23 protein-coding genes are annotated in these 25,869 nt (G+C 67.9%); 16 read left to right on the forward strand and 7 right to left on the reverse strand.

All coding sequences use genetic code 11. The features are described 5' to 3' along the window. Positions 1 to 7: 7 nt before the first annotated feature. From ACZY08_RS20680 to ACZY08_RS20690, 3 genes are read left to right on the forward strand one after another with little or no spacing between them, the layout of a single operon-like run. The gene (locus ACZY08_RS20680) at positions 8 to 1,291 is read left to right on the forward strand and encodes a GAF domain-containing protein (RefSeq protein ID WP_463746469.1); all 1,284 of its coding nucleotides are present in this window, start codon (positions 8 to 10) and stop codon (positions 1,289 to 1,291) included. Further along, positions 1,291 to 2,418, forward strand: a complete 1,128-nt coding sequence (locus tag ACZY08_RS20685; protein ID WP_463746470.1) for an adenylate cyclase regulatory domain-containing protein — start codon at positions 1,291 to 1,293, stop codon at positions 2,416 to 2,418. Before ACZY08_RS20680 ends, ACZY08_RS20685 begins: the two co-directional genes overlap by 1 nt. Positions 2,419 to 2,451: 33 nt before the next feature. Then, a complete protein-coding gene (locus ACZY08_RS20690) occupies positions 2,452 to 3,108 on the forward strand; it encodes a DUF305 domain-containing protein (protein WP_463746471.1) in 657 nt (218 codons plus the stop codon). On the opposite strand, the gene ACZY08_RS20695 is transcribed toward ACZY08_RS20690, so the two are convergent. Together ACZY08_RS20695 and ACZY08_RS20700 are read right to left on the reverse strand one after the other, a co-directional pair. Continuing rightward, entirely contained in the window at positions 3,105 to 4,208 is a 1,104-nt protein-coding gene (locus ACZY08_RS20695) for a HAMP domain-containing sensor histidine kinase (protein ID WP_463746472.1), read from the reverse strand. The genes ACZY08_RS20690 and ACZY08_RS20695 overlap by 4 nt on opposite strands. Further along, positions 4,205 to 4,921: a response regulator gene (locus ACZY08_RS20700; protein ID WP_463746473.1), complete on the reverse strand. Its 717-nt coding sequence runs from the start codon at positions 4,919 to 4,921 to the stop codon at positions 4,205 to 4,207. The genes ACZY08_RS20695 and ACZY08_RS20700 overlap by 4 nt, the downstream gene beginning before the upstream one ends. Positions 4,922 to 5,020: 99 nt before the next feature. On the opposite strand from ACZY08_RS20700, the gene ACZY08_RS20705 reads away from it, so the two are divergent. The 6 genes from ACZY08_RS20705 (at position 5,021) to ACZY08_RS20730 (ending at position 11,070) form a co-directional block, all read left to right on the forward strand. Next, on the forward strand, positions 5,021 to 5,227 hold the full coding sequence (locus ACZY08_RS20705) for a heavy-metal-associated domain-containing protein (protein WP_463746474.1): 207 nt from the start codon (positions 5,021 to 5,023) through the stop codon (positions 5,225 to 5,227). 14 nt (positions 5,228 to 5,241) lie between these two features. Continuing rightward, positions 5,242 to 6,057 (forward strand): hypothetical protein, encoded by an 816-nt coding sequence (locus ACZY08_RS20710; protein ID WP_463746475.1) that lies wholly within the window; start codon positions 5,242 to 5,244, stop codon positions 6,055 to 6,057. Then, complete coding sequence (locus tag ACZY08_RS20715; protein ID WP_463746476.1) at positions 6,054 to 8,270, forward strand: heavy metal translocating P-type ATPase; 2,217 nt, start codon at positions 6,054 to 6,056, stop codon at positions 8,268 to 8,270. Before ACZY08_RS20710 ends, ACZY08_RS20715 begins: the two co-directional genes overlap by 4 nt. Continuing rightward, positions 8,267 to 8,650 carry a putative copper homeostasis (lipo)protein LpqS gene (lpqS, locus tag ACZY08_RS20720; protein WP_463746477.1) on the forward strand — a complete coding sequence of 128 codons (384 nt, stop codon included), beginning with the start codon at positions 8,267 to 8,269 and terminating at the stop codon, positions 8,648 to 8,650. Before ACZY08_RS20715 ends, lpqS begins: the two co-directional genes overlap by 4 nt. A gap of 75 nt (positions 8,651 to 8,725) precedes the next feature. Then, complete coding sequence (locus ACZY08_RS20725; protein ID WP_463746478.1) at positions 8,726 to 9,811, forward strand: PLP-dependent cysteine synthase family protein; 1,086 nt, start codon at positions 8,726 to 8,728, stop codon at positions 9,809 to 9,811. 53 nt (positions 9,812 to 9,864) lie between these two features. Further along, positions 9,865 to 11,070 carry an MFS transporter gene (locus tag ACZY08_RS20730; RefSeq protein ID WP_463746589.1) on the forward strand — a complete coding sequence of 402 codons (1,206 nt, stop codon included), beginning with the start codon at positions 9,865 to 9,867 and terminating at the stop codon, positions 11,068 to 11,070. Here ACZY08_RS20730 and ACZY08_RS20735 read toward each other — a convergent pair. Continuing rightward, the gene (locus ACZY08_RS20735) at positions 11,051 to 11,905 is read right to left on the reverse strand and encodes an AIM24 family protein (protein WP_463746479.1); all 855 of its coding nucleotides are present in this window, start codon (positions 11,903 to 11,905) and stop codon (positions 11,051 to 11,053) included. The genes ACZY08_RS20730 and ACZY08_RS20735 overlap by 20 nt on opposite strands. 86 nt (positions 11,906 to 11,991) lie before the next feature. On the opposite strand from ACZY08_RS20735, the gene ACZY08_RS20740 reads away from it, so the two are divergent. Together ACZY08_RS20740 and ACZY08_RS20745 are read left to right on the forward strand one after the other, a co-directional pair. Then, on the forward strand, positions 11,992 to 12,195 hold the full coding sequence (locus ACZY08_RS20740) for a hypothetical protein (protein WP_463746480.1): 204 nt from the start codon (positions 11,992 to 11,994) through the stop codon (positions 12,193 to 12,195). A gap of 77 nt (positions 12,196 to 12,272) precedes the next feature. Continuing rightward, positions 12,273 to 12,803 carry a hypothetical protein gene (locus ACZY08_RS20745; protein WP_463746481.1) on the forward strand — a complete coding sequence of 177 codons (531 nt, stop codon included), beginning with the start codon at positions 12,273 to 12,275 and terminating at the stop codon, positions 12,801 to 12,803. Here the strand turns inward: ACZY08_RS20745 and ACZY08_RS20750 are convergent. Genes ACZY08_RS20750 through ACZY08_RS20760 form a run of 3 tightly spaced genes read right to left on the reverse strand, consistent with a single transcriptional unit; the run spans position 12,800 to position 18,636 of the window. Then, positions 12,800 to 14,965 carry a molybdopterin-containing oxidoreductase family protein gene (locus ACZY08_RS20750; RefSeq protein ID WP_463746482.1) on the reverse strand — a complete coding sequence of 722 codons (2,166 nt, stop codon included), beginning with the start codon at positions 14,963 to 14,965 and terminating at the stop codon, positions 12,800 to 12,802. The two genes, ACZY08_RS20745 and ACZY08_RS20750, sit on opposite strands and share 4 nt — an antisense overlap. A gap of 36 nt (positions 14,966 to 15,001) precedes the next feature. Then, complete coding sequence (locus ACZY08_RS20755; protein ID WP_463746590.1) at positions 15,002 to 16,924, reverse strand: ABC transporter ATP-binding protein; 1,923 nt, start codon at positions 16,922 to 16,924, stop codon at positions 15,002 to 15,004. Beyond that, positions 16,891 to 18,636, reverse strand: coding sequence for an ABC transporter ATP-binding protein (locus ACZY08_RS20760; RefSeq protein ID WP_463746483.1), 1,746 nt, complete (start codon positions 18,634 to 18,636; stop codon positions 16,891 to 16,893). The genes ACZY08_RS20755 and ACZY08_RS20760 overlap by 34 nt, the downstream gene beginning before the upstream one ends. Positions 18,637 to 18,752: 116 nt before the next feature. On the opposite strand from ACZY08_RS20760, the gene ACZY08_RS20765 reads away from it, so the two are divergent. Next, positions 18,753 to 19,346 carry a DUF3558 domain-containing protein gene (locus ACZY08_RS20765; protein WP_463746484.1) on the forward strand — a complete coding sequence of 198 codons (594 nt, stop codon included), beginning with the start codon at positions 18,753 to 18,755 and terminating at the stop codon, positions 19,344 to 19,346. Next, positions 19,346 to 19,888 carry a DUF3558 domain-containing protein gene (locus tag ACZY08_RS20770; protein WP_463746485.1) on the forward strand — a complete coding sequence of 181 codons (543 nt, stop codon included), beginning with the start codon at positions 19,346 to 19,348 and terminating at the stop codon, positions 19,886 to 19,888. Before ACZY08_RS20765 ends, ACZY08_RS20770 begins: the two co-directional genes overlap by 1 nt. Here ACZY08_RS20770 and ACZY08_RS20775 read toward each other — a convergent pair. Then, complete coding sequence (locus tag ACZY08_RS20775) at positions 19,885 to 20,406, reverse strand: SixA phosphatase family protein (RefSeq protein ID WP_463746486.1); 522 nt, start codon at positions 20,404 to 20,406, stop codon at positions 19,885 to 19,887. The genes ACZY08_RS20770 and ACZY08_RS20775 overlap by 4 nt on opposite strands. Before the next feature lie 119 nt (positions 20,407 to 20,525). On the opposite strand from ACZY08_RS20775, the gene ACZY08_RS20780 reads away from it, so the two are divergent. Genes ACZY08_RS20780 through ACZY08_RS20790 form a run of 3 tightly spaced genes read left to right on the forward strand, consistent with a single transcriptional unit; the run spans position 20,526 to position 25,859 of the window. Beyond that, on the forward strand, positions 20,526 to 21,686 hold the full coding sequence (locus tag ACZY08_RS20780) for a metallophosphoesterase family protein (RefSeq protein ID WP_463746487.1): 1,161 nt from the start codon (positions 20,526 to 20,528) through the stop codon (positions 21,684 to 21,686). Continuing rightward, positions 21,683 to 24,325, forward strand: coding sequence for an AAA family ATPase (locus ACZY08_RS20785; RefSeq protein WP_463746488.1), 2,643 nt, complete (start codon positions 21,683 to 21,685; stop codon positions 24,323 to 24,325). The genes ACZY08_RS20780 and ACZY08_RS20785 overlap by 4 nt, the downstream gene beginning before the upstream one ends. A 37-nt stretch (positions 24,326 to 24,362) precedes the next feature. Beyond that, a complete protein-coding gene (locus ACZY08_RS20790) occupies positions 24,363 to 25,859 on the forward strand; it encodes a GMC family oxidoreductase (protein ID WP_463746489.1) in 1,497 nt (498 codons plus the stop codon). Positions 25,860 to 25,869: the final 10 nt, after the last annotated feature.

Raw genomic sequence — 25,869 nt, forward strand, 5'->3', positions numbered from 1 at the left:
AGCGATGATGCCCGGACCCCGCATCCCCGAACCTGCGGTTGCCGTGGGTGACGACCCGCGCCGTTACGCCAGACTGCTGTCTGAGGTGTACGACGCCACGATGTCTGGTGATCGGTCACCGGCTCGGCCTCGCGCGGTCATCGAGGATTCCTGGAATCGGTTGCGATCGAGGGGGATAAACCCGGATCATCACACCCCGCCGTGCGTCGAGACCGCTGGGTTGGACATGCTGCGGCAAACGTCCGGTCTGGTCGCCATCCTCGGTGACGTATCGCGGGGGCTGGATTCGGTGATCGAGGAAGACAACATCCTGGTGATGGCCGACGCCCGGGGTCGGGTGCTGTGGCGGTCCGGCTCCCCGCGCGTGCTCAGCCTCGCCGATCGCCTCGGCTTCATCGAGGGCGCGACCTGGAGCGAGAACGCGGTGGGCACCAACGGGATCGGTACCGCGCTCGCCTCGCATCGAGCGGTGCAGATCTTCTCGGCCGAGCATTTCCTGCGCAGCCACCACCCGTGGACGTGTGCCGGGGCGCCGATCCGGGATCCTCGTACCGGTCAGGTCATCGGCATCGTGGACGTATCCGGCCCGGCCTCCACAGTGCACCCGACAACGATTGCCCTGGTGGACCTGGTGGCGCGGCTCGCGGAATCGCAGCTGCGCGAGGCGCATGACAGAACGTTGAACCGGCTGCGTGCAGTGGCGGCGCCCATCCTTGCCCGGGTGGGCAGTCCGGCGCTGGCAGTCGATCCCGAGGGCTGGGTTGCGGCGGTGGACTCCTTGCCGCTGCACAACCGGATCTTGTTGCCCGAGAACGGGTTACCTGGCCGGGTGTGGATTCCGCCGTTGGGGATGTGCGACGTTGAGGCGCTGCCGGGCGGATGGCTGGTCCGGGTGGCCGATGCCGCCGAGCCCAGCGCGGAGCCGTCGCGGGTCATCCTGGACCTACGGGATGGTGAACCGTCGCTGGAAATGTCCGGCCAGTTCGGCAGTTGGCGGCGCGGTATCTCCAGTCGCCACGCCGAGATCCTGTTCGTCCTGGCGACCAGCCAGCAGGGCAGGTCGGCGCCGGAGCTCGCCGAGGATCTCTACGGCGACCGGTCCAGGGTGGTGACTGTGCGCGCCGAGATGTCGCGGCTGCGTAAGCAGTTCGTCGGCCTGGTGGCCGGCAAGCCGTACCGCTTCGGGGATTCGGTGGTCGTGGACGTCCGTTACCCCCAGGACATGACTTCATTGCTCGCTTCCTCGACAGCTCCGGCAGTTCATGTGGCCCGTGGGTATACCTTGACCTGATGGTGGCCGACTCCACACTCCTTGACGGGCTCGACGGCGAAGCCGGCGCACAGCGTGCCGAGCTCGTGGAATGGCTTCTGGCCCGCGGCATCAGCGCCGATCAGATCCGCCAGGCCGACACCCCGATGCTGCTGGCCTCGCGCCGCGTGGCCGGAGACGACGGCACCTACGTGTCGACCCGCGAGATCAGCGAGCAGACGGGGCTGGACGTCGAGCTGGTGCAGCGGTTGCAGCGGGCGATGTCGCTGGCGACTGTCGACGACCCCGATGCGGCGGTGTTGCTGCGGGCCGACGCCGAGGCGGTGGGTTTCGCCGAGCGTTTCCTCGAGCTCGGCATTGCCCCGGATCAGATCGTGATGATCACCCGGGTGCTCTCCGAGGGCCTCGGCCGGGCCGCCGAAGTGATGCGCCACGCCGCGCTCGCGGCAGTATTGACGCCCGGGGCAACGGAACTGGAAACCGCCAAGGCGAGTGAGGCGCTGGTGGCCGAGGCGGCTCCGTTGATCGGGCCGATGATCTCCGACATGCTGTTCGTGCAACTGCGCCACGCGATGGAGACCGAGGCGGTCAGCGCTTCCGAGCGGGCCGAGGGCGTCCAGCTGCCCGGCGCGCGGCTGGTCACCATCGCGTTCGCCGACATCGTGGGCTTCACCCGGCTCGGCGAGATGGTGGCGCCCGAAGAACTTGAGCGGCTGGCGAATCGGCTGGCCGACGCGGCACGCGAGGTGGCGGTCGGCCCGGTGCGGTTGATCAAGACCATCGGAGATGCGGTGATGCTGGTCAGCACGGACGCGGCGTCACTTCTGGATGCGGCGCTGCAGCTGGTGGCGGCCACCGAAACCGACGAGGGCTTCCCGCGGTTGCGGGTGGGGCTGGCGACCGGTCCGGCGGTGAGCCGGGCCGGTGACTGGTTCGGTGGCTCGGTGAATCTGGCCAGTCGGGTTACCGGGGCCGCGCGGCCCGGGACGGTGCTGGTCGCGGAGTCCACCAAGGCGGCGGTCCGTGAGGCGGACCGGTTCAGCTGGTCGTTCGCCGGGGCCCGCCACCTCAAGGGTGTCAAGAACGACGTCAAGCTCTTCCGGGCCCGGATCGCACCGACCTTTATCGAATCTTCATCGAACGACTAAGGCAGCCACATCGACCCTCGGGACGCTGGAGCCATGACGAAACTGATGATGCTTAGTGCCGGCGCGGTGGTCGCGGCGGTTCTGGTGGCCGGCTGTAGCAGCCAGTCCACCGACGGGGCCGCCGATGCGACGACTGCCAGTTCGGTGGCGGCCACGCCGCAGGCTCCTGGCACAGCGGACAACTCGGCTCACAACGACGCCGATGTGATGTTCGCCCAGCACATGATTCCGCACCACCAGCAGGCGGTCGAGATGAGCGATGTGCTGCTGGCCAAGCCGGGCATCGATGCGCGGGTGACTGACCTGGCCACCCAGATCAAGGGGGCCCAGGCTCCGGAGATCGCGCAGATGCAGGGCTGGCTGAAGCAGTGGGGCAACCCGCCGATGCCGCCGATGCCGCAGCAGGGCCACGGCGACATGGGCCACGGCGACATGAACCACGGCGGCATGCCGGCCATGCAGGGCATGGTGTCGGAAGCCGATATGACCGCGCTGCGCAACGCCCAGGGCGCCGAGGCGGCCAAGCTGTACCTGACGCACATGATTGCTCACCATGAGGGTGCGATCACCATGGCTCAGGATGAGATCAAGGACGGTCAGTACGCCGCTGCGATCGAGATGGCTCGCACCATCGTGAAGACGCAGCAGCAGGAGATCGACACCATGCGCCAGATTCTGGGTTCGCTCTAACCGGTCGGCAGGGTGATCGTGAAGGTGGTCCCGGCACCCGAACGGGTCACCGGGCTGTTCACCTCGATCCGGCCGTGGTGCCCTTCGACCAGGGCCTTGACGATGGCGAGTCCGATGCCTGATCCGCCGTGGTCGCGGTCGCGCGCGGCGTCGGCCCGGTAGAACCGTTCGAAGACATGGGGCAGGTGTTCGGCGGAGATGCCCTCGCCGGTATCGGTGACTGTCAGCGTGGCGGTGCCGCGCTCGGAACCGGGGGCGGCACTGATGGTCACCTGTCCGCCGGCCGGGGTGTGCCGCAGTGCGTTGTCGAGCAAGTTGCCCAGGATCTGCGCCAGTCGGTGGGGATCGGCCCACAGCGGGGGCAGATCCTCGGCTGCGCGCCAATCCAGCGTCACACCCTTGTCGTCGAACCGGTCCTGGGCCGCGGCGACGGCGGCGGTCACCACGGTGTGCGTCGCCACCGGTACCGGAGTGATCGTGGCCGGGCTCTCCTCGGCCTTGGCCAGGGCCGCCGCGTCACCGGCGAACCGGACAAGCCGGTGGGTCTGCTGGCGCAGCATCGAGACGGTCTCGGGGTCAAGGGTTCTCACGCCGTCTTCGATGGCCTCGAAGTAGGCCTCCAATACCGAAACCGGAGTTCGGATCTCATGAGCAAGGTCGCTGAACAGCCTGCGCCGGCCGGCGTCGACGGCCTCGAGGCGCCCGGCCATCTGGTTGAAGGAACTTGCCAGGGAGTCGAATTCGTCGCCAAGGTGGGCCGGGGGCACCCGCGAGTCGTAATGGCCGTCGGCAATGGCGGTGGCGGCCTCGGCCACCTCGGTCAACGACCGCTGCAGGCGCCTGCCGACGTACCAGGTGACGATCAGGGCCGCCAGTATCGCGACGCAGGATGCGACCGCGATCGAGATCACCGTGGCGTAGACGTAGGCCTCTTCGGCGTGCATCTGTTCAGCCGAGTCACCGGAAACCCCTGCGCGGTGCAGATGTTCGCGGAACAGCGGCGGTCCGACGATGGCGGCCACCAGGCCGGTGGTGCCGGCGCCCGCGACCAGTACCAGGGCCTGGGCCGAAAGCAGCCGGGTACGCAGGCCGACGGTCATCGCTGGCTGTCCTGTCCGGTGCCCATGCGGTATCCGACGCCACGCACCGTGATCACGTACCGCGGATTGGCCGGGTCGTCGCCGAGTTTGCGGCGGAGGTGACCGATGTGGACGTCGACGAGGTGTTCGTTGCCGACATAGGTGGTTTCCCACACGGATTCGAGGAGTTGCCGACGGCTCAGTGCCACGCCGGGTCGAGCCGACAGGGCACCGAGTACATCGAACTCGGTGCGCGTCAGCATGATCGGTTCGTCATCGAGGAAAACCTGGCGACCGTCGACGTCGATACGCAGCGCACCGAACACCCGGCCATCTGTCGCCGTGGAGGAGGAGACGCGCGGCCGGCGCAGCATGGCCCGCACCCTGGCCACCAGCTCCCGCGGGCTGAACGGTTTGGTCATGTAGTCGTCGGCACCCACCGACAGGCCGACGATGGTGTCCACCTCGGTGTCGCGGGCGGTCAGCATCACCACGTAGGCGTCGGAGAAGGTGCGCAGCGATCGGCAGACCTCCACGCCGTCGATGCCGGGCAGGCCGAGGTCGAGGACCACCACGTCGGGGTCGACCTCGCGGGCCAGGCGAAGTGCTTCGGACCCGTCGTGTGCGACGGTGACCTCGAATTGTTCGCGGGTCAGGTAGCTGGCGACGACCTCGGCCAACGGGGCTTCGTCGTCGACCACGAGGGCCCGGTAGCCGCCCGGTGTCTGCTGCATGTGCCCATAGTGCAGCAGCCGGGCAGGGGACAGCTGGAATTGATACCCTAGGGGGGTATAGTATGAATCAACAACGAAGCTGGTTCAGGAGGAAATTGCATGAATACCCAGACCATCACCGTCACCGGCATGACCTGCGGGCATTGCGTCACGTCGGTGCGTGAAGAGGTCGGCGGTCTCCCGGGCGTGCGCACGGTCGAGGTCGACCTGTCGACCGGGCGGGTGACCATCGACAGCGACAACCAGCTGGATCCGTCGGCCATCAACGATGCGGTCGCCGAGGCCGGCTACGCCGTCGCGGGCTGAAGCGGCCGACGATCATGAGTGCGCTGCAGAAGCTCATCGGGTTCGTCGTCGGACTCGTCGTGGTGTTCGCTGTGTCCTTCGGGATCGGCTCGGCGATCATGCCGGGCAGCGCCCCGGCCGCAGGCCATGACTCCGGTCACGCGGCGGGCTACACGCTGCAACTCGATGAGGCCGCGCTGCCGTCCGGCGACGCGGTACCGCTGCGGTTCCGGATCTTCGACAGCACCGGCGCCCCGGTGACCGAGTACGTCACGAGCCACGAAAAGCTGCTGCACCTGATCGTGGTGCGCCGCGATCTCGCCGACTATCAGCACGTACATCCGGTGCTCGACAAGTCCGGCATGTGGAGTGTCCCGCTGGATCTGGCCGAGCCCGGTGACTACCGGGTATTCGCCGACTTCGTACCGGCCGACGGCCGTGCGGCCACGGTCGGCGCCGACATGACCGTGGCGGGCAAGTACCAGCCGCAACCACTGCCCGGGCAGGCCGACACCACCACGGTCGACGGGTACACCGTCACACTCGCGGGGGTGGCCGAGGCCGGTCAACTATCGGAGCTGACGCTGTCGGTCAGCCGGGACGGCAAGCCCGTCACCGATCTGCAGCCCTACCTGGGCGCCTACGGGCACCTGGTCGCGGTGCGCGCGTCGGACCTGGCTTACCTGCACGTCCATCCGATGAGCGATGCGGCCGACCCGGCTACTGCACCGGGCCCACAGATCGCCTTCCACACCACACTTCCCAGCGCCGGTACCTACCGGTTGTTCCTGGACTTCAAACACCGCGACGCGGTGCACACCGCCGAATTCACCGTTGAGGGGGCACCGTGAGCACCGCGACCGGCCACGTCGTACTGGAGATCGGCGGGATGACGTGTGCCTCGTGCGCCGGACGGATCGAGCGGAAGCTCAACCACCTGGACGGGGTCACCGCGACGGTGAACTTCGCCACAGAGAAGGCCACCGTCGACGTCGCGGGTGAGGTGACGCCTGAACAGCTGATCGAGGCCGTCGAAACCGCGGGCTACACAGCACAACTGCCCGCAACCGAACCGGGCGAGAACCATGTCGAGGACGATCCGACCGCGGTGTTGCGCACCCGGCTGATCGTCTCGGCCGTACTGACCGTCCCGGTCGTGGCCATGGCGATGATCCCTGCGCTGCAGTTCACCAACTGGCAGTGGCTCTCGCTGACCCTGGCCGCACCCGTTGTGGTGTGGGGCGCATTGCCGTTCCACCGTGCCGCCTGGACGAATCTGCGGCACGGCACCGCGACCATGGACACGCTCATCTCGATGGGCACCATCGCGGCGTTCGGCTGGTCGCTGTACGCACTGTTCTGGGGTACCGCCGGGATGCCGGGGATGACGCATCCGTTCTCGCTGTCCATCTCGCACACCGACGGCACCGGGAACATCTACCTGGAGGTCGCCGCCGGCGTCACCACCTTCATCCTGGCCGGGCGGTACTTCGAGGCACGGTCCAAGCGGCGGGCCGGGGCAGCGCTGCGCGCGTTGCTCGAACTCGGCGCGAAGGATGTCGCGGTCCTGCGAGACGGTGTGGAACAACGCATTCCCATCGAATCGCTGGCCGTGGGCGACGAGTTCGTGGTCCGGCCCGGCGAGAAGATCGCCACCGACGGTGAGGTGGTCGACGGCTCGTCGGCGGTGGACGCCTCGATGCTCACCGGTGAATCGGTCCCGGTCGAAGTCGGTTCCGGCGATCAGGTGGTCGGCGCCACGGTCAATGTGGGCGGGCGGCTCGTGGTGCGGGCCAACCGGATCGGATCCGATACCCAATTGGCCCAGATGGCCCGGCTGGTCGAGGACGCGCAATCCGGCAAGGCGCAGGCACAACGCCTGGCGGACAAGGTTTCCGCGGTCTTCGTGCCGATCGTCATCGCGCTGGCGGTGGGCACGCTCGGCTTCTGGCTGGGTACCGGCGGATCGGTGGCGGCTGCCTTCACTGCTGCGGTGGCGGTGCTGATCATCGCCTGCCCGTGTGCGCTGGGCTTGGCCACCCCGACCGCGCTGCTGGTCGGCACCGGCCGCGGTGCCCAACTCGGCATCCTGATCAAAGGGCCCGAAGTGCTGGAGTCCACCCGCCGGGTGGACACCGTGGTGCTGGACAAGACCGGGACGGTGACCACTGGGGCGATGACGCTGCTCGACGTGATCACCGCGCCCGGTGAGGATCCCACCGAAGTGCTGCGGTTGGCCGGGGCGGTCGAGGACGGCTCTGAGCACCCGATCGCGCGGGCCGTCGCGAAAGGGGCCCGCGACAAGATCGGGGAGCTGCCCGCGGTGGAGGATTTCGCCAACGTGGCAGGCCTAGGGGTGCAGGGCGTCGTCGACGGCCACGCCCTGGTGGTGGGCCGGCGTCAGTTGCTCGCCGACTGGGCTCAACTGTTGCCACCGGAGCTGGACACCGCAATGCGCGACGCTCAGGCCCTGGGCCGCACGGCGATTGCCGTGGGGTGGGACGGGCAGGCGCGCGCCGTGCTGGTGGTCGCCGATGCGGTCAAGGCCACCTCGAAAGAGGCGATCGGGCAGCTGCGTGCCCTCGGTCTGGATCCGATCATGCTGACCGGCGACAACGAGGCAGCCGCCCGCGCGATTGCGGAACAGGTTGGTGTGCAAGAGGTTTATGCCGAGGTGCTGCCGCAGGACAAGGTTGATGTGATCAAACGGCTGCAGGGGGAGGGCCGCGTGGTGGCCATGGTCGGCGACGGCGTGAACGACGCCGCGGCGCTGGCCCAGGCAGACCTCGGCCTGGCCATGGGTACCGGCACGGATGTGGCGATCGAGGCGAGCGACCTGACCCTGGTGCGCGGTGATCTGCGGGCCGCCGCCGATGCCATCCGGCTGTCCCGGCGCACCCTGGCCACCATCAAGGGCAACCTGTTCTGGGCGTTCGCCTACAACGTCGCGGCGTTGCCGCTGGCGGCGGCCGGACTGCTCAACCCCATGCTGGCCGGTGCCGCGATGGCGTTCTCCTCGGTGTTCGTGGTCAGTAACAGCCTGCGGCTGAGACGATTCCGATGAAACGGCTGGCAGTCATGATGGCGGTCGCCCTGTGGGCGGCCGCGCTGGCCGGGCAGTGGCAGGTGCCCGGCCACGATCAGCCGGCGCACCTGCCGCATGCGGTTGCTGCCGCGTTCGGCGAGGGCGCCGAGCTGATGATGCTCGACCACCCGCACGTCAGCGATGGTTGGGCGCCGCACGCGCCCGAAGGTTTCACCGCGGCAGTGCTGCCCCGGGCCACCGCTGCAGCGGTCGCTTTGTCGGTGGTGACGTTCATCGTCGGCTGTGCGGTGCTGTGCGGGTGCGCCGCGGTGCGGTCACAGCGGGGTCCACCTGACCGTCACCGAATCCCGGTCGCCGGTCAAGCGCTTCTGATCAGGATCTGTATCGCGCGCCGCTGATCTGCCAGTGCTCCAACACTGTCCAGATCAGCTGCCGCGCTTCGGCGCGGCCGGAGATACAGAATCGACGAATTCATGAACCATGCCCTGTCCACCCGTTCGTTCCACATTCTGCGCCGAAACCGTGGGCCCAACACCATGGTCGGCCACACTCCCACCCTGTGGGTGTCCACTCCGTTCACCGATGCCGAGCGCGGATTCTGGGCGAAGCTCGAAGGCTTCAACCCGGGCGGTATGAAGGACCGCCCCGCGATGCACATGGTGGAGCAGGCCCGGGCCCGCGGTGATCTGAAACCGGGCGGCCGCATCATCGAATCAACCAGTGGCACCTTGGGTCTCGGCCTCGCGTTCGCGGGAACGATCTACCACCATCCGGTGACCCTGGTGACCGATCCGGGCCTGGAGCCCATCATCGCGCGCATGTTGACGGCCTACGGTGCCGAGGTTTCAACGGTCACCGAACCACATCCCACCGGGGGCTGGCAGCAGGCCCGGCGGGACCGGGTGGCCGAATTGCTCGCTGCCGACGACACCGCCTGGTATCCCGACCAGTACAACAATCCCGACAACGTCGAGGCCTACCGGCCGCTCGCGTTGGAACTGAACGCCCAGATCGGTCGTGTCGACGTGCTGGTCTGCTCGGTCGGTACCGGCGGGCATTCGGCAGGCGTGGCGCGGGTGCTGCGTGAGTTCAACCCGGATCTGCGCCTGATCGGGGTGGATACGATCGGTTCGACGATCTTCGGCCAGCCTGCCGCGACCCGCGTCATGCGGGGCCTCGGTTCGAGCATCTACCCCCGCAACGTGGACTACGGCGCGTTCGACGAAGTCCACTGGGTGGCACCGGCCGACGCGGTGTGGGCCGCCCGGAAGTTGGCGTCGACCTACTACGCGAGCGGGGGATGGAGCGTCGGGGCGGTCGGTCTGGTGGCCGGCTGGGCGGCCCGAAACCAGCCGGCCGGCACCACGATTGCCGCAGTGTTCCCTGACGGGCCGCAGCGATACTTCGACACGGTGTACAACGACGAGTATTGCCGGGAGCTCGGCCTGCTCGATCATCAACCGGCCGACGAACCCGAGACGATCGAGGGTCCCGGCGATCGCGTGGTGCAGTCCTGGACCCGCTGCGAGACGGTCTCCGACCCGATGGCGGTGGCGTAGTGAGCGGAGTCGTCGCGCAGTTCCGCAGTTTCGACCTACCGAGCCGGCTGTTGATGGTCAACCAGTTCGGCATCAACCTGGGCTTCTACATGCTGATGCCGTACCTGGCCGGTTATCTGGCCGGGCCGCTGGGCCTCGCCGCGTGGGCGGTGGGGCTGGTGCTGGGCGTTCGCAACTTCTCTCAGCAGGGCATGTTCATCGTCGGCGGCACCCTGGCCGACCGGCTGGGGTACAAACCCCTCATCGTCGCCGGGTGTCTGCTGCGCACCGCCGGGTTCGGGCTGCTCGTCGTCGCGGACTCGCTGCCCGCGATGTTGATCGCCTCGGCGGCAACAGGTTTCGCCGGAGCCCTGTTCAACCCCGCGGTGCGGGCCTACCTGGCCGCCGATGCCGGGGACCGCCGCGTCGAGGCCTTCGCCACGTTCAACGTGTTCTACCAGGCGGGGATCCTGCTGGGTCCGCTGGCCGGAATGGCGCTGCTGGTCTTCGATTTCCGGGTCACTGCAGCGGTGGCGGCCGGGGTATTCGCGGTCCTCACGGTGGCTCAGTTGCTCGCCCTACCGAAGCACTGTGCCGAACCTGTCGAGCAGCGGAGTTCGGTGCTCGAGGACTGGCGCAGCGTCGTCGCCAACCGCGGGTTCCTGTTGTTCGCAGTGGCGATGATCGGCACCTACGTGCTGTCCTTCCAGGTGTACCTGGCGTTGCCGCTGCAAGCGGCCGAGCTGCGGCAAGGCAACGAAACATCCTTGGTAGCAGCGATATTCGTGGTGTCCGGCCTGATCGCGGTGGGCGGGCAGCTCCGCATCACGCGGTGGTTCGCCGACCGCTGGGGGCCGCGGCGCAGCCTGGTGGTCGGCCTGCTGGTACTGGCGGCGGCCTTCGTTCCGATGGCAGTGGTGCCTGACGGCGGCCGGTTCGGTACCGCCGCCGCGGTGGCGGCACTGCTCGCTTCGTCGGCGCTGCTGGCGCTGGGCTCGGCCGCGGTGTTCCCGTTCGAGATGGACACCGTCGTCACGTTGTCGGGGGATCGGCTGGTGGCCACCCACTACGGGTTCTACAACACCGTCGTGGGTATCGGGATCCTGCTGGGCAACGTGGCCACCGGCTCGCTGATCGGCGCGGCGCGCGCCGCGGGCCTGGCCGAACTGGTGTGGCTGGGCCTCACGGCAATCGGGCTGGTGTCCGCGGCGGCGCTCTATGTGCTGATGCGGGACGGCGGGGCGCTGGCGCCCGCATCGCTCACTGCATCGGAACGGTGACGCCCTCCGACGGTTGCACGATCACGAAACCGTTGCCGTGGAACGCGACCTGAAGGGCCTCTCCGGAGCCGCGGCCGATCAGTGCGCCGGCCTTGAAACTGGTCTTGAGCTGCGTCTGCAGATGGGCCGACCAGGCCACCACGGCGTTGGTATCGGCAAAGGTCGGCGCCTCGGCCGCGTTGAGCACCACGGGCGGGCCGTCGGTGGTCAGCGCCACCCACCCGGTGCCGCGCAGGGTGGTGTTGAACAGGCCGCCGGTGGCGATGCTGCCGCCGCGGACCCGCTCGATGTTCCAGTCCAGGCTGGATGAGAAGGCGAGCACGTTCTTGCCGCTGATCGACAGGCCCGAGTTGGTCAGCTGCAGCAGGTGGACGTCGAAACCCTGGTCGGCCAGGAATACGTCGCCGGAGCCCTGGCAACGCATCAGCGGAAGGCCTTCACCGGTGAGGGCTTTCTTGATGAACTTCGTTGCGCCGCCGCCTTCGAACGCGAAGTCGACGTTGCCCTGATAGGCGACCATCGAGCCCTGTCGGGCCATGAATGGTTCGCCCAGGCGCACCCGCAGCATCTTCTGGTTCTGGTTGGCGATCGGGGTCGCCTCTTTCTCACTGAACCGCCCGTCGACGAGATCCCCGCTGATGCCGGCGAACCCGTCACCCTGGGGTTGAGCCTGAGCCTGTTGGGGCTGCTCCTGCTGCGGCATTGCACCCATCGGCGCCCGGCCGGCCTGGCCCTGATGGGATACCTGATCGGTCCAGGATTGCCCGTCCCACCACCGGTATTCGAAGCGGCCTTCGGGATCGGGCAGCCAACCGGGTTGTCCGGGTGTACTCACGGTTTCTCCTTGATTCGGGTGGGGGAGTCGAGATCGAGACCAGGTTACAAGTTACGAACGCGGCCAACCCCTGGCATTCTGGTGGCATGGCAAAGGAAATCGACCCGATCCGCGCCCAGGGCGCGCTCGCGGTCTTGAAGCAGCACCCCGGCATGGTGCTGTTCGCCGTGTCACCGGTGATCGTTGTGCTTGGCGCCGTGTGGTGGATCGCCGGCGCGGGCTGGGCGGGGCTCCTGTTGGTGGCCCTGGTGTTGGCCGGTGGTGCCGCGCTCCTGCTCAAGCGCAACTGACCCCGGAAAGCGGCACCCCGTGTTCGCCGGGGGTGAACGCCGCCCCATCAGCGGTGTAACAGTGTAATCATGTAATCATGACCAAACATCAACACCATCGCCGGTCCGCGGACGAGGCCGCCGAGTGGTTCGCGGGCCGATTGCCCGACACCTGGTTCACGGGCGATCCGATCGTGGTCGTCGACCGTGAGGAGATCACCGTCATCGGCCGGCTTCCCGATCCGGAAGAAGCCGAGACCAAAGCCCGTGCGTCGGGACGCGCCTCGAGGTTCCGGGAGGAGACGCGCGGCGAGCGCATGCGCATCGCCGACGACGCGCAGGGCCGTTTCGACCGTAAGGTCTCCTGGGGGGTGGAAATCAGTACCGGCGACGCAGAACCGGAGCGAATCCTGTTCACGCACATCGCTGTACCGGTGATGACCCGCCTGAAGCAGCCCGAACGGCAGGTGCTCGACACCCTGGTCGACGCCGGTGTGGCCCGGTCCCGCTCGGATGCCCTGGCCTGGTCGGTGCGCCTGGTCGGTGAGCACACCGAGGAGTGGCTGGACAAGCTGCGCGACGCCATGAAGGCAGTCGACGATCTGCGGGTCGAGGGTCCCGGCGCCTAGAGCCGCTCGATTCCCACGTACACCGACCCCAGTGCTGAGGTCTGCGAGAGCGGATCGATCGATGCCCGGTCGGCCAGCAGGTTGCGGTTGACGCCGTAGGACTCACGTGGGCTCCCGTGGCGAGGGTCGAATACCCCTGAGCCCCAGCCATGATCGAGGACGACGACGCCGCGCCGGGGCCGGTCGCTGAGGGCCGCTGTCACCTCCAGCTGTCCGACTGGTGAGACCACCCGCACCCGGTCGCCCGCCGTCACGCCGAGCGCCGCGGCGTCCTCGGGGTGCAGCAGTATCTCGTTGTCCTTGCCGCCGGGATGCAGGCCGGGCAATTCGTTCAGCCACGAGTTCATCGAGTGCCGTCGGCGCCGGTTACCGAGCAGGAATGGGAATCCTTCCGGCGCTTCGAGATCCGATGTGGTGAGCAGTTCGCGGGCCCGTGCCACGAACTCCGCGGGGGCCGCATGGACCTTGTGGTCCGAGGTGCGCAACGCTTCGCGGAACCGGCCGAACTGCCGCGGTCCGAGCACCAGGCCATGCGGGTGTGCCTTCAGTTCGCGCCAGGTGAGCTTGTGTCCGTCGACCTTTCGCGACGTCAGGATGATCAGCCGGTCCATCCAGTGCGGCCCGAACGCCAACCGGGGCCGCCGGGTCCGCGCCGCCAGCCGGCGCGTCGCGCGGACGAAGCCGTTGAAGCCCTTGGCGCCGAACAGCGGGCGGTGCATGGCGAGCGCCAGGTCGGTGAACACCCGCCACTCTTCGCGGGCACCTGCGGGTGGCTCGACGGCCTTCACGCCGTACTGCACATACGGCTCGTCGTGCATGCCGCTGGTGAAGGCCAGCAGATCGTCGCGTTCCAGCCAGTGCACCGCGGGCAGCAGCCAATGCGCGTGCCGGTGGCTCTCGCGTTGCACCAGGTCGATGGCCACCAGCAGCTCGAGCTGGCCCAGTGCCTCGTCGAGCCGGGCCCCGTCGGGCCCGGAGATCACCGGGTTACCGGAATTGATCAGCAACGCACGGATCTGGCCGCGGCCCGCCGTGGTGATCTCGTCGGGCAGCTCGGCCAGAGCGTGCGCCCCGGCCACCAGCTCGCGCCCGGCCACTCTACTGGTGTGCGGGCGGGTGGCCGCCAGACCGGCCAGCCGCAGCGTGTCGACATAGCCTGGTTCGAAGCGGCGCCCACCGGGGCGGTCCATCCGCCCGGTGACCAGGTTGAGCACATGACCCAGCCATTCGGCCACCGTCCCCGCGGTATGCAGTGACACCCCGGTGCGGGTGATCACCATCGCCCCTGGCGCCGAGGCGAATTCGCGTGCCACCCGCTCGATCAGCTCGGGGGCGATATCGCAGCGGGCGGCCAGATCGTCGAGGTCGGCATCGGCGACCAGGGCACGTAGATCAGGCACCCCGACGGCGAGCTCGGCGCAGTCGGCGCGATGCTCGAGCCCCTCGTCGAGGATCACCTTGACCATCGCCAGCAGCAGCGCCCAGTCCGCGCCGGGACGAACCGGCAGATGCAGGTCCGCGGCCTGCGCGCTCTCGGTGCGGATCGGGTCCACCACGACGATGCGGGCTCCCTGCTTCTGCCGGGCCAGCGCGCGGCGCCAGCCGCCCGGCACCGATTCGACCCAATTCCATGCGCTCACAGCCGGATTGGCGCCGACGATCAGGAAGTAGTCGCAATTGTCGACATCGGACACCGGCACCATCAACGGTGACCCGTACATGGCCTCGGCCACCACGTGCAGCGCGTTCTGGTCCACCGATCCGACGGCGTAGCGGTTGTAGGTGCCGATGGCGTCCAGCCAGGCGTTCATGAACACCAGATTCGACGACGAATACCCGGCCGGATTGCCGTAGTAGGCCGCCACCGCATCCGGGCCGTCCGCATCGATGATGTGGTTCATCCGTTGTGCGATATCGGCGATCGCCTCGTCCCAGGTCGCCTCGACATACGTGTCACCGACCCGGCGCATCGGCGCGAGGATGCGGCGCGGATGTTCCACCATCTGGCCGGCGGTGCGGCCCTTCGCGCAGAAATCGCCCCAGCTGTGCGGGTTCAGTTTGTCGGGGGCGATCTTGACGACGCGATCGTCCTCGACCGTCACCTCCAGACCGCAGGACGCCAGGCAGTACCGGCAGAACGTGTGCACGGTACTGGCGGTCATTACACCGACACTACAATTTGTAATGGAATCTGGAGGCTAAACCTGCGTCATCTCCCAGTACCGGCCATGCCGCGACATGAGTTCTTCGTGGGTGCCGCGTTCGATGATGCGGCCGGCGTCCATCACCAGGATCACGTCGGCATCGCGGATCGTCGAAAGGCGGTGGGCGATGATGAAACTCGTCCGGTCCCGGCGTAATTCGGCCATCGCATGCTGGATCAGCAGTTCGGTGCGGGTGTCCACCGCGCTGGTGGCCTCGTCGAGCACCAGCATGCGGGGTCGTGCCAGCACCGCACGGGCGATCGTGATCAACTGCTTCTCGCCGGCGCTGATGGCGCCGCCGTCGTCGTCGACGCGGGTGGCGTACCCGTCGGGCAGCGTGTGCACGAACCGATCCACATAGGCCGCCCTGGCCGCCTCGATCACCTCGTCCTCGGAGGCATCCGGCCGGCCGTAGGCGATGTTGTCGTAGATGGTGCCGCCGAACAGCCAGGTGTCCTGCAGCACCATGCCGATCGAGGATCGAAGGGACTGCCGGCTCACCGTCGAGATGTCCACACCGTCGATGAGGATCCGGCCGGAATCGACGTCGTAGAAGCGCATCAGCAGGTTCACACACGTGGTCTTGCCCGCTCCGGTCGGTCCGACGATCGCCACGGTGCTTCCGGGCTCGGCAAGCAGGGAGAGGTCCTCGATCACCGGGGTGCCGGGGAGATAGCTGAAGTTCACCCGGTCGAACTCGACGCGGCCACTGCGGATTTCCAGGGCCGGCTCCGGTTCGGGCGACTGCTCTTCGGCGTCGAGCAGCTCGAAGACCCGCTCGGCACTGGCGATTCCGGACTGCAGTGTGTTGTACATCCCGGCCACCTGGCCCAGCGGTTGGTTGAACTGCCGCACGTACTGGATGAACGCCTGAATGCTGCCGAGGGTGATCTGTCCTCCTGCCACCTGCAGACCGCCTACCACCGCAACGGCCACGTAACTGAGGTTGCCGATGAAACTCGTCGCCGGGCCGACCAGACCCGAAAAGAACTGCGCCCCGATGCTGGACCGGTAGACCTCGTCGTTGAGTTCGTCGAACCGGCGCTGTGCCGCCTCCCGATGACCGAAGGTCTTGACGATGGTGAATCCGCTGTAGGTCTCCTCGATGTGAGCCGCCAGCCGACCGGTGTTGCGCCACTGCGCCACGAACAAGGGCTGAGAGCGACGGGTGATCCAGCGAGTCACCCACAGTGACAGCGGCACCGTGACGACGGTCAGCAGCGCCAGCAGGGGCGAGATGGTCAGCATCATCACCAGCACGGCGAACACCGTCAGAACCGAGGTCAGCAGCTGACTGATGGTCATCGACACCGAGGTCTGCATGTTGTCGATGTCGTTGGTCACCCGGCTGAGCACCTCACCGCGCTGTCGGGAATCGAAGTAGGACAGCGGAAGTCGGTGCAGTTTGTCCTCGACCTCGGCCCGTAGCGCCACCATGGTGCGCTGTACGGTCACGTTGAGCAATCTGGCCTGCAGCCAAACCAGCACCGCGGCAAGCAGATACAGGCCCAACGCCAGGGCGAGCGTACGGGCCACCGCCGCGAAGTCCACCCCGTGGCCGGGAACGACGTTCATCCCGGACAGCAGGTCGGCAAACGTGGTGTCTCCGCGGGCCCGGGCCGCCGCGATGGCCTGCTCTTTGGTCAGGCCCGCGGGCAGTTCGCGCCCGATCACTCCGTTGAACAGCAGATCGGTGGCGTGACCGAGAATCCGGGGGCCGATCACGCCGATCGCGATCCCGCCCACCCCCAGCAAGACCACCGAGATCGCCAGACCCCGTTGCGGCACCAGACGTTTGAGCAGGCGCAGGGCCGACCCGCGGAAGTCCCGGGTGCGTTCGACCGGCGCGGCGGGTGTGCCGCTGCGGCGCAGCACGGCCCCGGTCACCGCGGGCCCCCGGCGGTGACCGCCTGCGATGCGGCGAACTCGGCATAGGTGGGGCAGTCGGCGAGCAGCGTCTCGTGGGTGCCGAGGCCGACGATGCGGCCGTCGGAGACCACGATCACCTGGTCGGCCTCGATCACGGTCGAGATCCGTTGCGACACGATCACCACCGTGGCGTCGGCCGACACCTGGCGCAGGGCGGAGCGCACCCGGGCATCGGTGTGTACGTCGAGTGCCGATAGCGCGTCGTCGAACAGATAGATCGCGGGCCTGCGGATCACGGCGCGCGCGATCGCGAGCCGTTGGCGCTGCCCACCGGAGAAATTGATGCCGCCCTGGGCCACCGGGCGGTCGAGCCCGTCGGGGTGGGCCGCCACGAAGTCGTCGGCCGCCGCGATTCGCAGCGCCTCCCACATCTGTTCCTCGGTGAGTTCGGTTCCCGGAGCGGCGCCGTAGCGCAGGTTCTCGGCGACGGTTCCGGAGAACAGGTAGCCGCGTTGGGGGACCAGCCCGATCGATGCCCACAGCAGCTCGAGGTCGAGTTCCCGGACATCCACGCCGTCGATGCGGACCGCACCGGAGGTGACGTCGTAGAAACGGCAGATCATGGCGAGCAGGGTGGATTTTCCCGAGCCGGTGGATCCCACCACTGCGGTGGTGGTTCCTCTCGGCACGCGCAACGAAACCTGCTGCAGCACCGGTCGATCGGCACCGGGGTAACTGAACGACGCGTCGTCGAAGACGATCTCGCCGGTGACGGTCTGCATACGGACCGGATCGGCCGGGCTGGTGATCCGTGGCCGGGTGGCCAGCACCCCGGTCACGCGTTCGGCGCACACCGAGGCACGCGGCAGCATCACGCCCAGTACGGCGACCATCAGCACGGCCATGAGGATCTGCATGAAGTACGCCAGAAACGCGATCAGCGAGCCCACCTGCATGTGGCCGGAGTCGATGCGCAGCCCGCCGAACCAGATCAGCGCGACACTGGAGATGTTGATCACCAGGGTGGTCGCCGGCAGCATGAGCGCCTGCCATTTCCCGGCTTCCAGCGCGGTGGTCGACAGGGCCTCGCTGGCGTCGGCGAAGCGCCGTTGCTCGACGGGTTCGCGGGCGAAGGCCCGGATCACCCTGATGCCGGACAGCTGATCGCGCATCACCCGGTTGATCCCGTCGATCAACCGCTGCATGCGGCGGAAGATCGGCATCAGGTGCCTGATGATCCAGTAATTGGTCAGTGCCAGCACCGGCACGCTCACCAGAAGCAGCCATGACAGTCCGGCGTCCTGGTGCAACGCCATCAGGATTCCGCCGATCGACATGATCGGGGCGGTGATCAGGATGGTGGCGGTCATCTGCAGGAGTTGCTGGATCTGGCCGACGTCGTTGGTCGTACGGGTCAGCAGCGACGGGGCGCCGAAGCGGCCGGTCTCCTCGGCCGAGAATGTGGTGACGTGGTGGAAGACCGACGAGCGCAGGTCGCGGCCGAAACTCATGGCTGCGCGCGATCCGAAGAACACCGCGCCGATCGCGCATGCCACCTGCAGACCGGTGACACCGAGCATCACTGCGCCGAGTTCGACGATGCGCCGGGTGTCGCCCTTGGCCACCCCGTCGTCGATGATGGCCGCGTTGACCGTCGGCAGGTAGAGCGACGCCAGAGTGCTGATCACCTGCAGTGTCGCGACTATGGCGAGCAGCCGCCGGTACGGCCGCACGTACTGTCGCAGCAGCGCCCAGAGCATCTGGCTACTCTCGCACACCGCGGGCTGACGGCAGTGTGCAGCCGCCGCCGTGTCCGGGTCGGCGAAAGTCCAGGTCAGTCGGTATGTCGTTATCGGGCATAGGTGTTACAGCTACAGTGCATGGCGTGACGGTCCGCACGGCCACCAAGCCACTACTCCGCAATGCCAGAGCCTTGGCGATATTGGCTGCGGCAATGGTCCCGGTGTTCGCCGGGTGCTCGACCGACGAGCCCACGTCCCCCCAGGTTCCGCAGACCGAGGCGCCGAGTGCCGGTGGCGCGGGTAAGCACGGTCCGCACTTTCCACACTGCGGCGGCGTGAGCGATCAGACGGTGACGGAGCTGACCCAAGTTCAGGGACTGGTCAACACCGCGACCAATTCCTCGGGCTGCCAGTGGTTGCAGGGCGGCAGCATCCTGGGCCCGCACTTCTCGTTCACCTGGTTCCGGGGCAGCCCGATCGGCCGGGAACGCAAGACCGAGGAGCTGTCGCGGACCAGCGTGGAGGACATCAACATCGAGGGCCACGGCGGTTTCATCGCCGTCGGGGAGAACCCGCTCAAGGCCGGTGACGTGAACCTGTGTGAGATCGGTATCCAGTTCGATGACGATTTCATCGAGTGGTCCGTGAGCTTCGACCAGAAGCCCTATCCCGATCCGTGTGAGGTCGCCAAGGAGCTGACCCGCCAGTCGATTGTGAATTCCAAATGATGACGCGACGGCTTGCCCCGCTCATGGGCGCGCTGGCGGTGTTCGTCGGGCTGACCGGGTGCACCACCACGGTTGACGGGACCGCGGCCAAGGAGGGCTCCGGTGGTGGGCCCAGCAACAACAAGTCCGAGAAGACCTATCCCAACCTGCTCAAGGAATGTGATGTCCTGACCACGGACATCCTGGCCAAGACCGTGGGTGCCGATCCGCTGGACATCCAGAGCACGTTCGTCGGCGCGGTGTGTCGTTGGCAGGCGGCCAACCCGGCCGGCCTGGTCGACATCACCCGGTTCTGGTACGAGCAGGGCAGCCTGGACAACGAGCGTCAGACCGCGGAGAAGCTGCAGTACGCGATCGAACAGCGCCGGATCGCCGGCGTGGATTCGATCATCATGAGGCCCAACGGGCTCAACGGGGCTTGCGGCGTGGCCAGCGATGCGGCCGGCGTGGTCGGCTGGTGGGTCAACCCGCAGGCACCGGGGATCGATGCCTGCCCGATGGCCACCAAGCTCATGGAACTGACGCTGGCCACCAACTCCTAGCGGGGCACGTGGAAACGCACCAGTGTCGCGCCGCCCAGTGCCAGCTGGTCCCAGGGGCCGTCGGTGCGCAGCACCGCGATCGCCGAGGTCGGGAACTTCAGTGAAATGCTCTCCGCAGCAGTCCGGTTGGAGCCGTCCGCCAGGCCGAGTGCCACCGCGGACATGGCGGGCTCGTGGCCGATCACCAGAACCGTCGACGGATCGCTGCCGAAACGTGACGCGACACCGTTGATCTCGTCGATGACGGTGCCCGGCCTGGCGTCGTAGATGCGTTCGGCGTACTGCACGGGCGCGTCGACGCCGGTGAGTTCCAATGTCTGACGGGTCCGCGTCGCTGTCGAGCACAGCACTGCGTCCACCTCGGCGATATTGGCCCGGATCCAGTCCCCGGCGAGCCCGGCTTCCCTGATGCCCCGCGCGGCCAGCGGGCGGTCGTGGTCCGCGACCCCGTCGGGGTAGCCCGACTTGGCGTGGCGCATCAGCAGCAGGGTTCTGATCGGACTAATCGGGTTAGCCATGCGTCATACGGTATCGGCAACCGGGCGGGGCCATGCCGCCGCAGGTCCCGGGACTTGTCGGCCCCCGGTTTTACACTCGCCTTGCTCGAAAGATGAGCCGACGAGAAAGGACGGGGCCGATGCGTTTTCTGCACACCGCCGACTGGCAGCTCGGCATGACCCGTCACTTCCTCAGCACCGGTGACGGCGAGGCCCAGCCCCGTTACTCGGCGGCGCGCCGCGAAGCGGTCTCGGCCCTCGGCCCGGTGGCCGCGGCCACGGGTGCGGAGTTCGTCGTGGTGTCCGGTGATGTGTTCGAGCACAACCAGCTGGCACCGCGGGAGGTCAGCCTGTCGCTGGAGGCCATGCGTGCCATCGGGGTGCCGGTGTATCTGCTGCCGGGCAACCACGATCCGCTCGATGCCGCCTCGGTCTACACCAGCGCGCTGTTCACCGCGGAATGCCCGGACAACGTGGTGGTCCTCGATCGCGCGGGGGTGCACGAGGTGCGACCGGGCCTGCAGATCGTTGCCGCTCCGTGGCGGTCCAAGGCGCCTACCTCCGACCTGGTGGGTGACGTGCTGGCCGATCTGCCCGCCGACGGGACCACCCGGGTGGTGGTGGGCCACGGCGGGGTGGACATCCTCGATCCGGACAAGGACAAGCCGTCGGTGATCCGGCTGGGCGTCGTCGAGGACGCGTTGGCGCGCGGTGCGGTGCATTATGTGGCGTTGGGGGACAAGCACTCCCGTACCGAGGTCGGGTCGACCGGCCGGGTGTGGTATTCCGGTTCACCCGAGGTGACCAACTACGACGACATCGAATCCGATCCGGGGCATGTCCTGGTGGTCGATATCGACGAGACCGATCGACACCGTCCGGTGCGGGTGGATTCGCAGCGGGTGGGCCGTTGGCGCTTCATCACGCTGCGCCGTGAGGTGGACACCGACCGCGACGTGGCCGATCTGGATCTCAATCTGGATCTGTTGGCGGACAAGGAACGCACCGTGGTGCGCCTGGCGTTGACGGGCTCACTGACCGTGACGGACAAGGCCGCGCTCGACGCCTGCCTCGACAGGTACGCCCGGCTGTTCGCCGCCCTCACCGAGTGGGAGCGGCACACCGAGATCGCGGTACTGCCCGCCGACGGCGAATTCGACGACTTGGGTATCGGCGGGTTCGCGGCGGCTGCCGTGGACGAGTTGGTGGCCACCGCCCGTACCGACGGGGCCGGAGCCGACGACGCGCGGGCGGCGCTGGGGTTGTTGCTGCGCCTGGTGGATCGGGGAAGTGCGGCATGAAACTGCACCGCCTGGTCCTGACCAACTACCGCGGCGTCGCCCACCGCGAGATCGAGTTCCCCGATCACGGTGTGGTGGTGGTCAGCGGCGCCAACGAGATCGGTAAGTCCTCGATGATCGAGGCACTGGATCTGCTGCTCGAGGCCAAGGACCGCTCGGGCAAGAAGGAGGTCAAGCAGGTCAAGCCGACTCATGCCGATGTCGGTGCCGAGGTGATGGCCGAAATCTCCACCGGCCCTTACCGTTTCATGTACCGCAAGCGTTTTCACAAGCGTGCCGAAACCCTGCTGACCGTGCTGGCGCCGGTACGCGAGCAGCTCAGCGGCGACGAGGCGCACGAGCGGGTGCTGGCCATGCTCGCCGAGACCGTGGACACCAGCCTGTGGCAGGCCCAGCGGGTGTTGCAGTCCAGCTCGACCGCTCCGGTCGACCTGTCTGGTTCGGACGCGCTGGCCCGGGCCTTGGACGTGGCCGCGGGTGAGGCGGTGGCGCTCTCGGGAGACGAGCCGTTGCTGATCGAACGCATCGACGTCGAGTATCTGCGCTATTTCACCGCCACCGGCCGGCCCACCGGCGAGTGGGCTGCGGTGACCAAGCGACTGGCCGCGGCCGAGGAGGAAGTGGCGCACCGCGCCGCGGCGGTGGCTGAGGTCGACGATGCGGTGCGCCGGCATGCCGAACTCAGCATCGAGGTCGGCGAACTGTCCGCTGAACACGAAGCGGCGCAGGCCGGCCTGGCCGCGGCCCGTAAAGCGGCCGAGGCGGTTGCCGCGTTGGTGCAACGGCTCAAGGAGGCCGAGGTGGTGGCCGACGCGGCCCGGGTGGCGCAGGCGGCGGCGGCCGCCGCGCTCACCGCACGCCGGCGGCTGCGTGCCGACCTCGACGAGCGGGCCGCCACGATCACCGAACTGCAGGCCGCGCTCGACGTGGCCGACGATGAAACCACCACGGCCCGTGAGGTTCACGAGGTTGCCGAAGCCACGGCCCAACAGGCTCGGGTGGCAGCGCAGGAGTGCGAAGCCCGTGTGGAGGCCGCTCGCGGCACCCTGGCGCGGATGACCGACCGTGACGAGGCCGATCGGTTGACCACCCGGCTGAGCAAGATCGACGCCGCCGTGCGTGATCTCGACCGGGTCAAGCGCGAACTGGACGGGATCAAGCTCGACGATGCGGGGATGCGGGCCATCGAGGCGGCGGCAGCCGCCGTGGAACGCGCGGCGGGGCAGGCCGAACTCGCCTCGGCGCGTATCGAACTCGTGGCAGTCGCTGACCGCGATGTCCGGGTCGACGAGGCGCAGGTGTCCTTGGCGGCCGGCCAACCGTGGTCGGTCAACACCACCGCCGACACCGAGATCGACGTGCCCGGCGTACTCACCGTCCGCGTGGTGCCGGGAGCCCCGGCCGCGCAGACACAGGCCCGTCTCGACGACGCGCAGAATGTGCTGACCGCCGCGCTGGCGGCAGCCAGCGTCGACGGCGTCGATGCCGCACGGGTCCTCGACGGCCGGCGCCGGGAACTGCTCGGCAGCCGGGATCGGTTGCGCGCCACGGTCGAGGCCCTCACCGGGGATGACCAGCTGGCGGATCTGCGAGACCGGCTGGCGCAACTGCGTGCCGGGCAGCCCGATGAGGCCGGCTTGTTCGAGCTGGCCGGGCCCGCCGATATCGCGGCCGCCCGAAGCGAACTCGATACCGCGGTGGCGCTGCACCGCAAGGCGGTGACCGACAGTGAGACCAGCCGGAAGGTGGTCGCCGCGGCGGCCCAGAAGTTGACGGAGAAGTCGACCCGCCAGAGCGTGCTGCGGGAGAAGCTCACCACAGCGCAAGCCGAGTTGACGGTAGCCGGCGGTCGGTTGGAGCTCCAGCGGGCGCAGGCCGGTGACGACGAGTTGGCGGTGAAGGCCCAGGTCACCGACGAGGAGGCCACCGCCACCGCAGTCCGTGTGGCCGGACTGCGCACCGAACTGTCTGCCACTGCACCGGATTCGGTTAAGGCGGCGTTCGAGGAGGCGGTCCGCTGTGCCGAGGTGTTGGATACTCGCCACCGGGAGGCGGCCAACGGGCTGCGGGAGCTGGCGGCACAACTCAAGGTGTACGGCACCCAGGGGCGCAAGGGGCACCTCGATACCGCCGAGACCGAACGCGAGCATGCCCACACCGAGTACCTTCGGGTGCATCGTCGGGCCCGTGCCGCCGAGACACTGCGCTCAGTGATGGCGCGCCACCGCGATGCCACCCGTCAGCGCTACGCCGATCCCTTCCGCCTCGAGGTGCAGCGGCTGGGCCGGCTCGTATTCGGTGAGGATTTCGAGATCGAGGTCGACAGCGATCTCAACATTCGGACCCGCACGCTGGCCGGCCGGACGGTCCCGTACGAATCGCTGTCCGGCGGCGCCAAGGAGCAGTTGGCCATCGTCGCGCGGCTCGCCGGTGCCACGATGGTGGCCAAGGAGGACAGCGTGCCCGTCATCATCGACGACGCGCTCGGCTTCACCGATCCGGACCGGCTGACCAAGATGGGTGCCGTGTTCGACGCGGTCGGCGGGGACGGGCAGGTCATCGTGTTGACCTGCAGCCCGGAGCGGTACGCCGCCGTCGGCGGCGCGCACCACATCGAGTTGACCACCACATCGAATTAGCCGCGATCGGCCGCGCCGGGGCCATACACTCCGCCACGTGGAGGCTGACTACATCGTGGTGGGGACCGGTTCGGCAGGCGCGGTACTGGCGAATCGGCTGAGTACCCAGCCGGACGTGTCGGTGCTGGCCTTGGAGGCCGGGCCGCGCGACCGCAACAAATTCATCCATATCCCTGCTGCATTTTCGAAGCTGTTCCGCAGCGAAGTCGACTGGAATTACCTGACCGAGCCCCAACCGCAGCTCGGCGGTCGCCAGATCTACTGGCCGCGTGGCAAGACCCTGGGCGGCTCGTCGTCGATGAACGCGATGATGTGGGTACCGGGTTTCCCCGCCGACTACGACGAGTGGGGCGAGCACGCCGGTGCCGACTGGAATTACGCCAGCCTGGAAAAGTACCTGAAGCGGATCGAGGCCGGGCCGCTTGTCGTCGCGGCGCAGCGCAGTCCGCGCAGTTCGACGGCAGCGTGGCTGACCGCAGCCAGGGAATGCGGGCACGACGGGTTCCGCGAGACCAGGGTGACTCAGCGTCGCGGCGCCCGCTGGAGTACCGCCGACGCCTATCTCAAGCCGGCGTTGCGCCGCCGAAATCTCGACCTGGTCACCGAGGCCACCGTCACCCGGATCGTCTTCGCCGGAAACCGCGCTGTCGGAGTTGAATTCGAGAAGGGCGGTGTTCGGGATGTGGTGACGGCACGCCGCGAGGTCATCCTGTGCGGGGGTGCGATCAATTCACCGCAGCTGCTGATGCTGTCGGGCATCGGCGACCGTGATCAGCTGGCCGGCCACGGTATCGAGGTGATCCGGCACGCGCCTGGCGTGGGTGGCAATCTGCTTGACCACCTGGTGGTTCCGTTGGGATTCGAGGTCCGCGACGACAGCCTGTTCGCCGCCGAGAAGCCGTTCGAGCTCGTCAACTATCTGGCCAGGCGCCGGGGCATGCTGACCTCGAATGTCGGTGAGGCTTACGGGTTCGTCCGCAGCCGGGCCGAATTGGACCTTCCGGACCTGGAGCTGATCTTCGCTCCGGCTCCCTTCTTCGACGAGGGCATCGGCGATCCGTACGGTCACGCCATCGTGATGGGACCCATCCTGCTCAAACCCCGCAGCCGTGGCACCATCACGCTGGCCTCCGCCGACCCGATGGACAAGCCGATCATCGACCCGCGCTACCTGAGCGACGAAGCCGACCGAACCGCGCTGATGGCCGGCCTGCGGATCACTGCCGAGATCGCCCAGGCCCCGGCTCTGCGGGACGTGATCGGCAAGGTGGCCCGGCCGCTCAATGCCTCCACGCTGGATGACGAGACACTCATGCGTGCACTGGAATCGGTGTCGCACACCCTCTATCACCCGGTCGGCACCTGCCGCATGGGCAGCGATGAGGACAGCGTGGTCGACCCTCAGCTCCGGGTCCGGGGAGTCGAGGCGTTGCGGGTCGCCGACGCATCGGTGATGCCGACGCTCATCCGCGGTCACACCCACGCGCCCAGTGTGTTGGTCGGCGAGAAAGCGGCCGACCTGATCGCGGGCTGAGGCACTCACA

Source organism: Mycobacterium sp. IDUB_9 (assembly GCF_055419505.1).

Coding starts and splice junctions, on each gene's coding strand:
- ACZY08_RS20785 (WP_463746488.1), top strand. CDS start 21,683: ATGAAACTGCACCGCCTGGTCCTGACCAACTACCGCGGCGTCGCCCAC.
- ACZY08_RS20680 (WP_463746469.1), top strand. CDS start 8: ATGCCCGGACCCCGCATCCCCGAACCTGCGGTTGCCGTGGGTGACGAC.
- lpqS (WP_463746477.1), top strand. CDS start 8,267: ATGAAACGGCTGGCAGTCATGATGGCGGTCGCCCTGTGGGCGGCCGCG.
- ACZY08_RS20740 (WP_463746480.1), top strand. CDS start 11,992: ATGGCAAAGGAAATCGACCCGATCCGCGCCCAGGGCGCGCTCGCGGTC.
- ACZY08_RS20780 (WP_463746487.1), top strand. CDS start 20,526: ATGCGTTTTCTGCACACCGCCGACTGGCAGCTCGGCATGACCCGTCAC.
- ACZY08_RS20745 (WP_463746481.1), top strand. CDS start 12,273: ATGACCAAACATCAACACCATCGCCGGTCCGCGGACGAGGCCGCCGAG.
- ACZY08_RS20710 (WP_463746475.1), top strand. CDS start 5,242: ATGAGTGCGCTGCAGAAGCTCATCGGGTTCGTCGTCGGACTCGTCGTG.
- ACZY08_RS20730 (WP_463746589.1), top strand. CDS start 9,865: ATGGTCAACCAGTTCGGCATCAACCTGGGCTTCTACATGCTGATGCCG.
- ACZY08_RS20705 (WP_463746474.1), top strand. CDS start 5,021: ATGAATACCCAGACCATCACCGTCACCGGCATGACCTGCGGGCATTGC.
- ACZY08_RS20750 (WP_463746482.1), bottom strand. CDS start 14,965: ATGACCGCCAGTACCGTGCACACGTTCTGCCGGTACTGCCTGGCGTCC.
- ACZY08_RS20775 (WP_463746486.1), bottom strand. CDS start 20,406: ATGGCTAACCCGATTAGTCCGATCAGAACCCTGCTGCTGATGCGCCAC.
- ACZY08_RS20725 (WP_463746478.1), top strand. CDS start 8,726: ATGAACCATGCCCTGTCCACCCGTTCGTTCCACATTCTGCGCCGAAAC.
- ACZY08_RS20700 (WP_463746473.1), bottom strand. CDS start 4,921: ATGCAGCAGACACCGGGCGGCTACCGGGCCCTCGTGGTCGACGACGAA.
- ACZY08_RS20695 (WP_463746472.1), bottom strand. CDS start 4,208: ATGACCGTCGGCCTGCGTACCCGGCTGCTTTCGGCCCAGGCCCTGGTA.
- ACZY08_RS20685 (WP_463746470.1), top strand. CDS start 1,291: ATGGTGGCCGACTCCACACTCCTTGACGGGCTCGACGGCGAAGCCGGC.
- ACZY08_RS20690 (WP_463746471.1), top strand. CDS start 2,452: ATGACGAAACTGATGATGCTTAGTGCCGGCGCGGTGGTCGCGGCGGTT.
- ACZY08_RS20770 (WP_463746485.1), top strand. CDS start 19,346: ATGACGCGACGGCTTGCCCCGCTCATGGGCGCGCTGGCGGTGTTCGTC.
- ACZY08_RS20760 (WP_463746483.1), bottom strand. CDS start 18,636: ATGCTCTGGGCGCTGCTGCGACAGTACGTGCGGCCGTACCGGCGGCTG.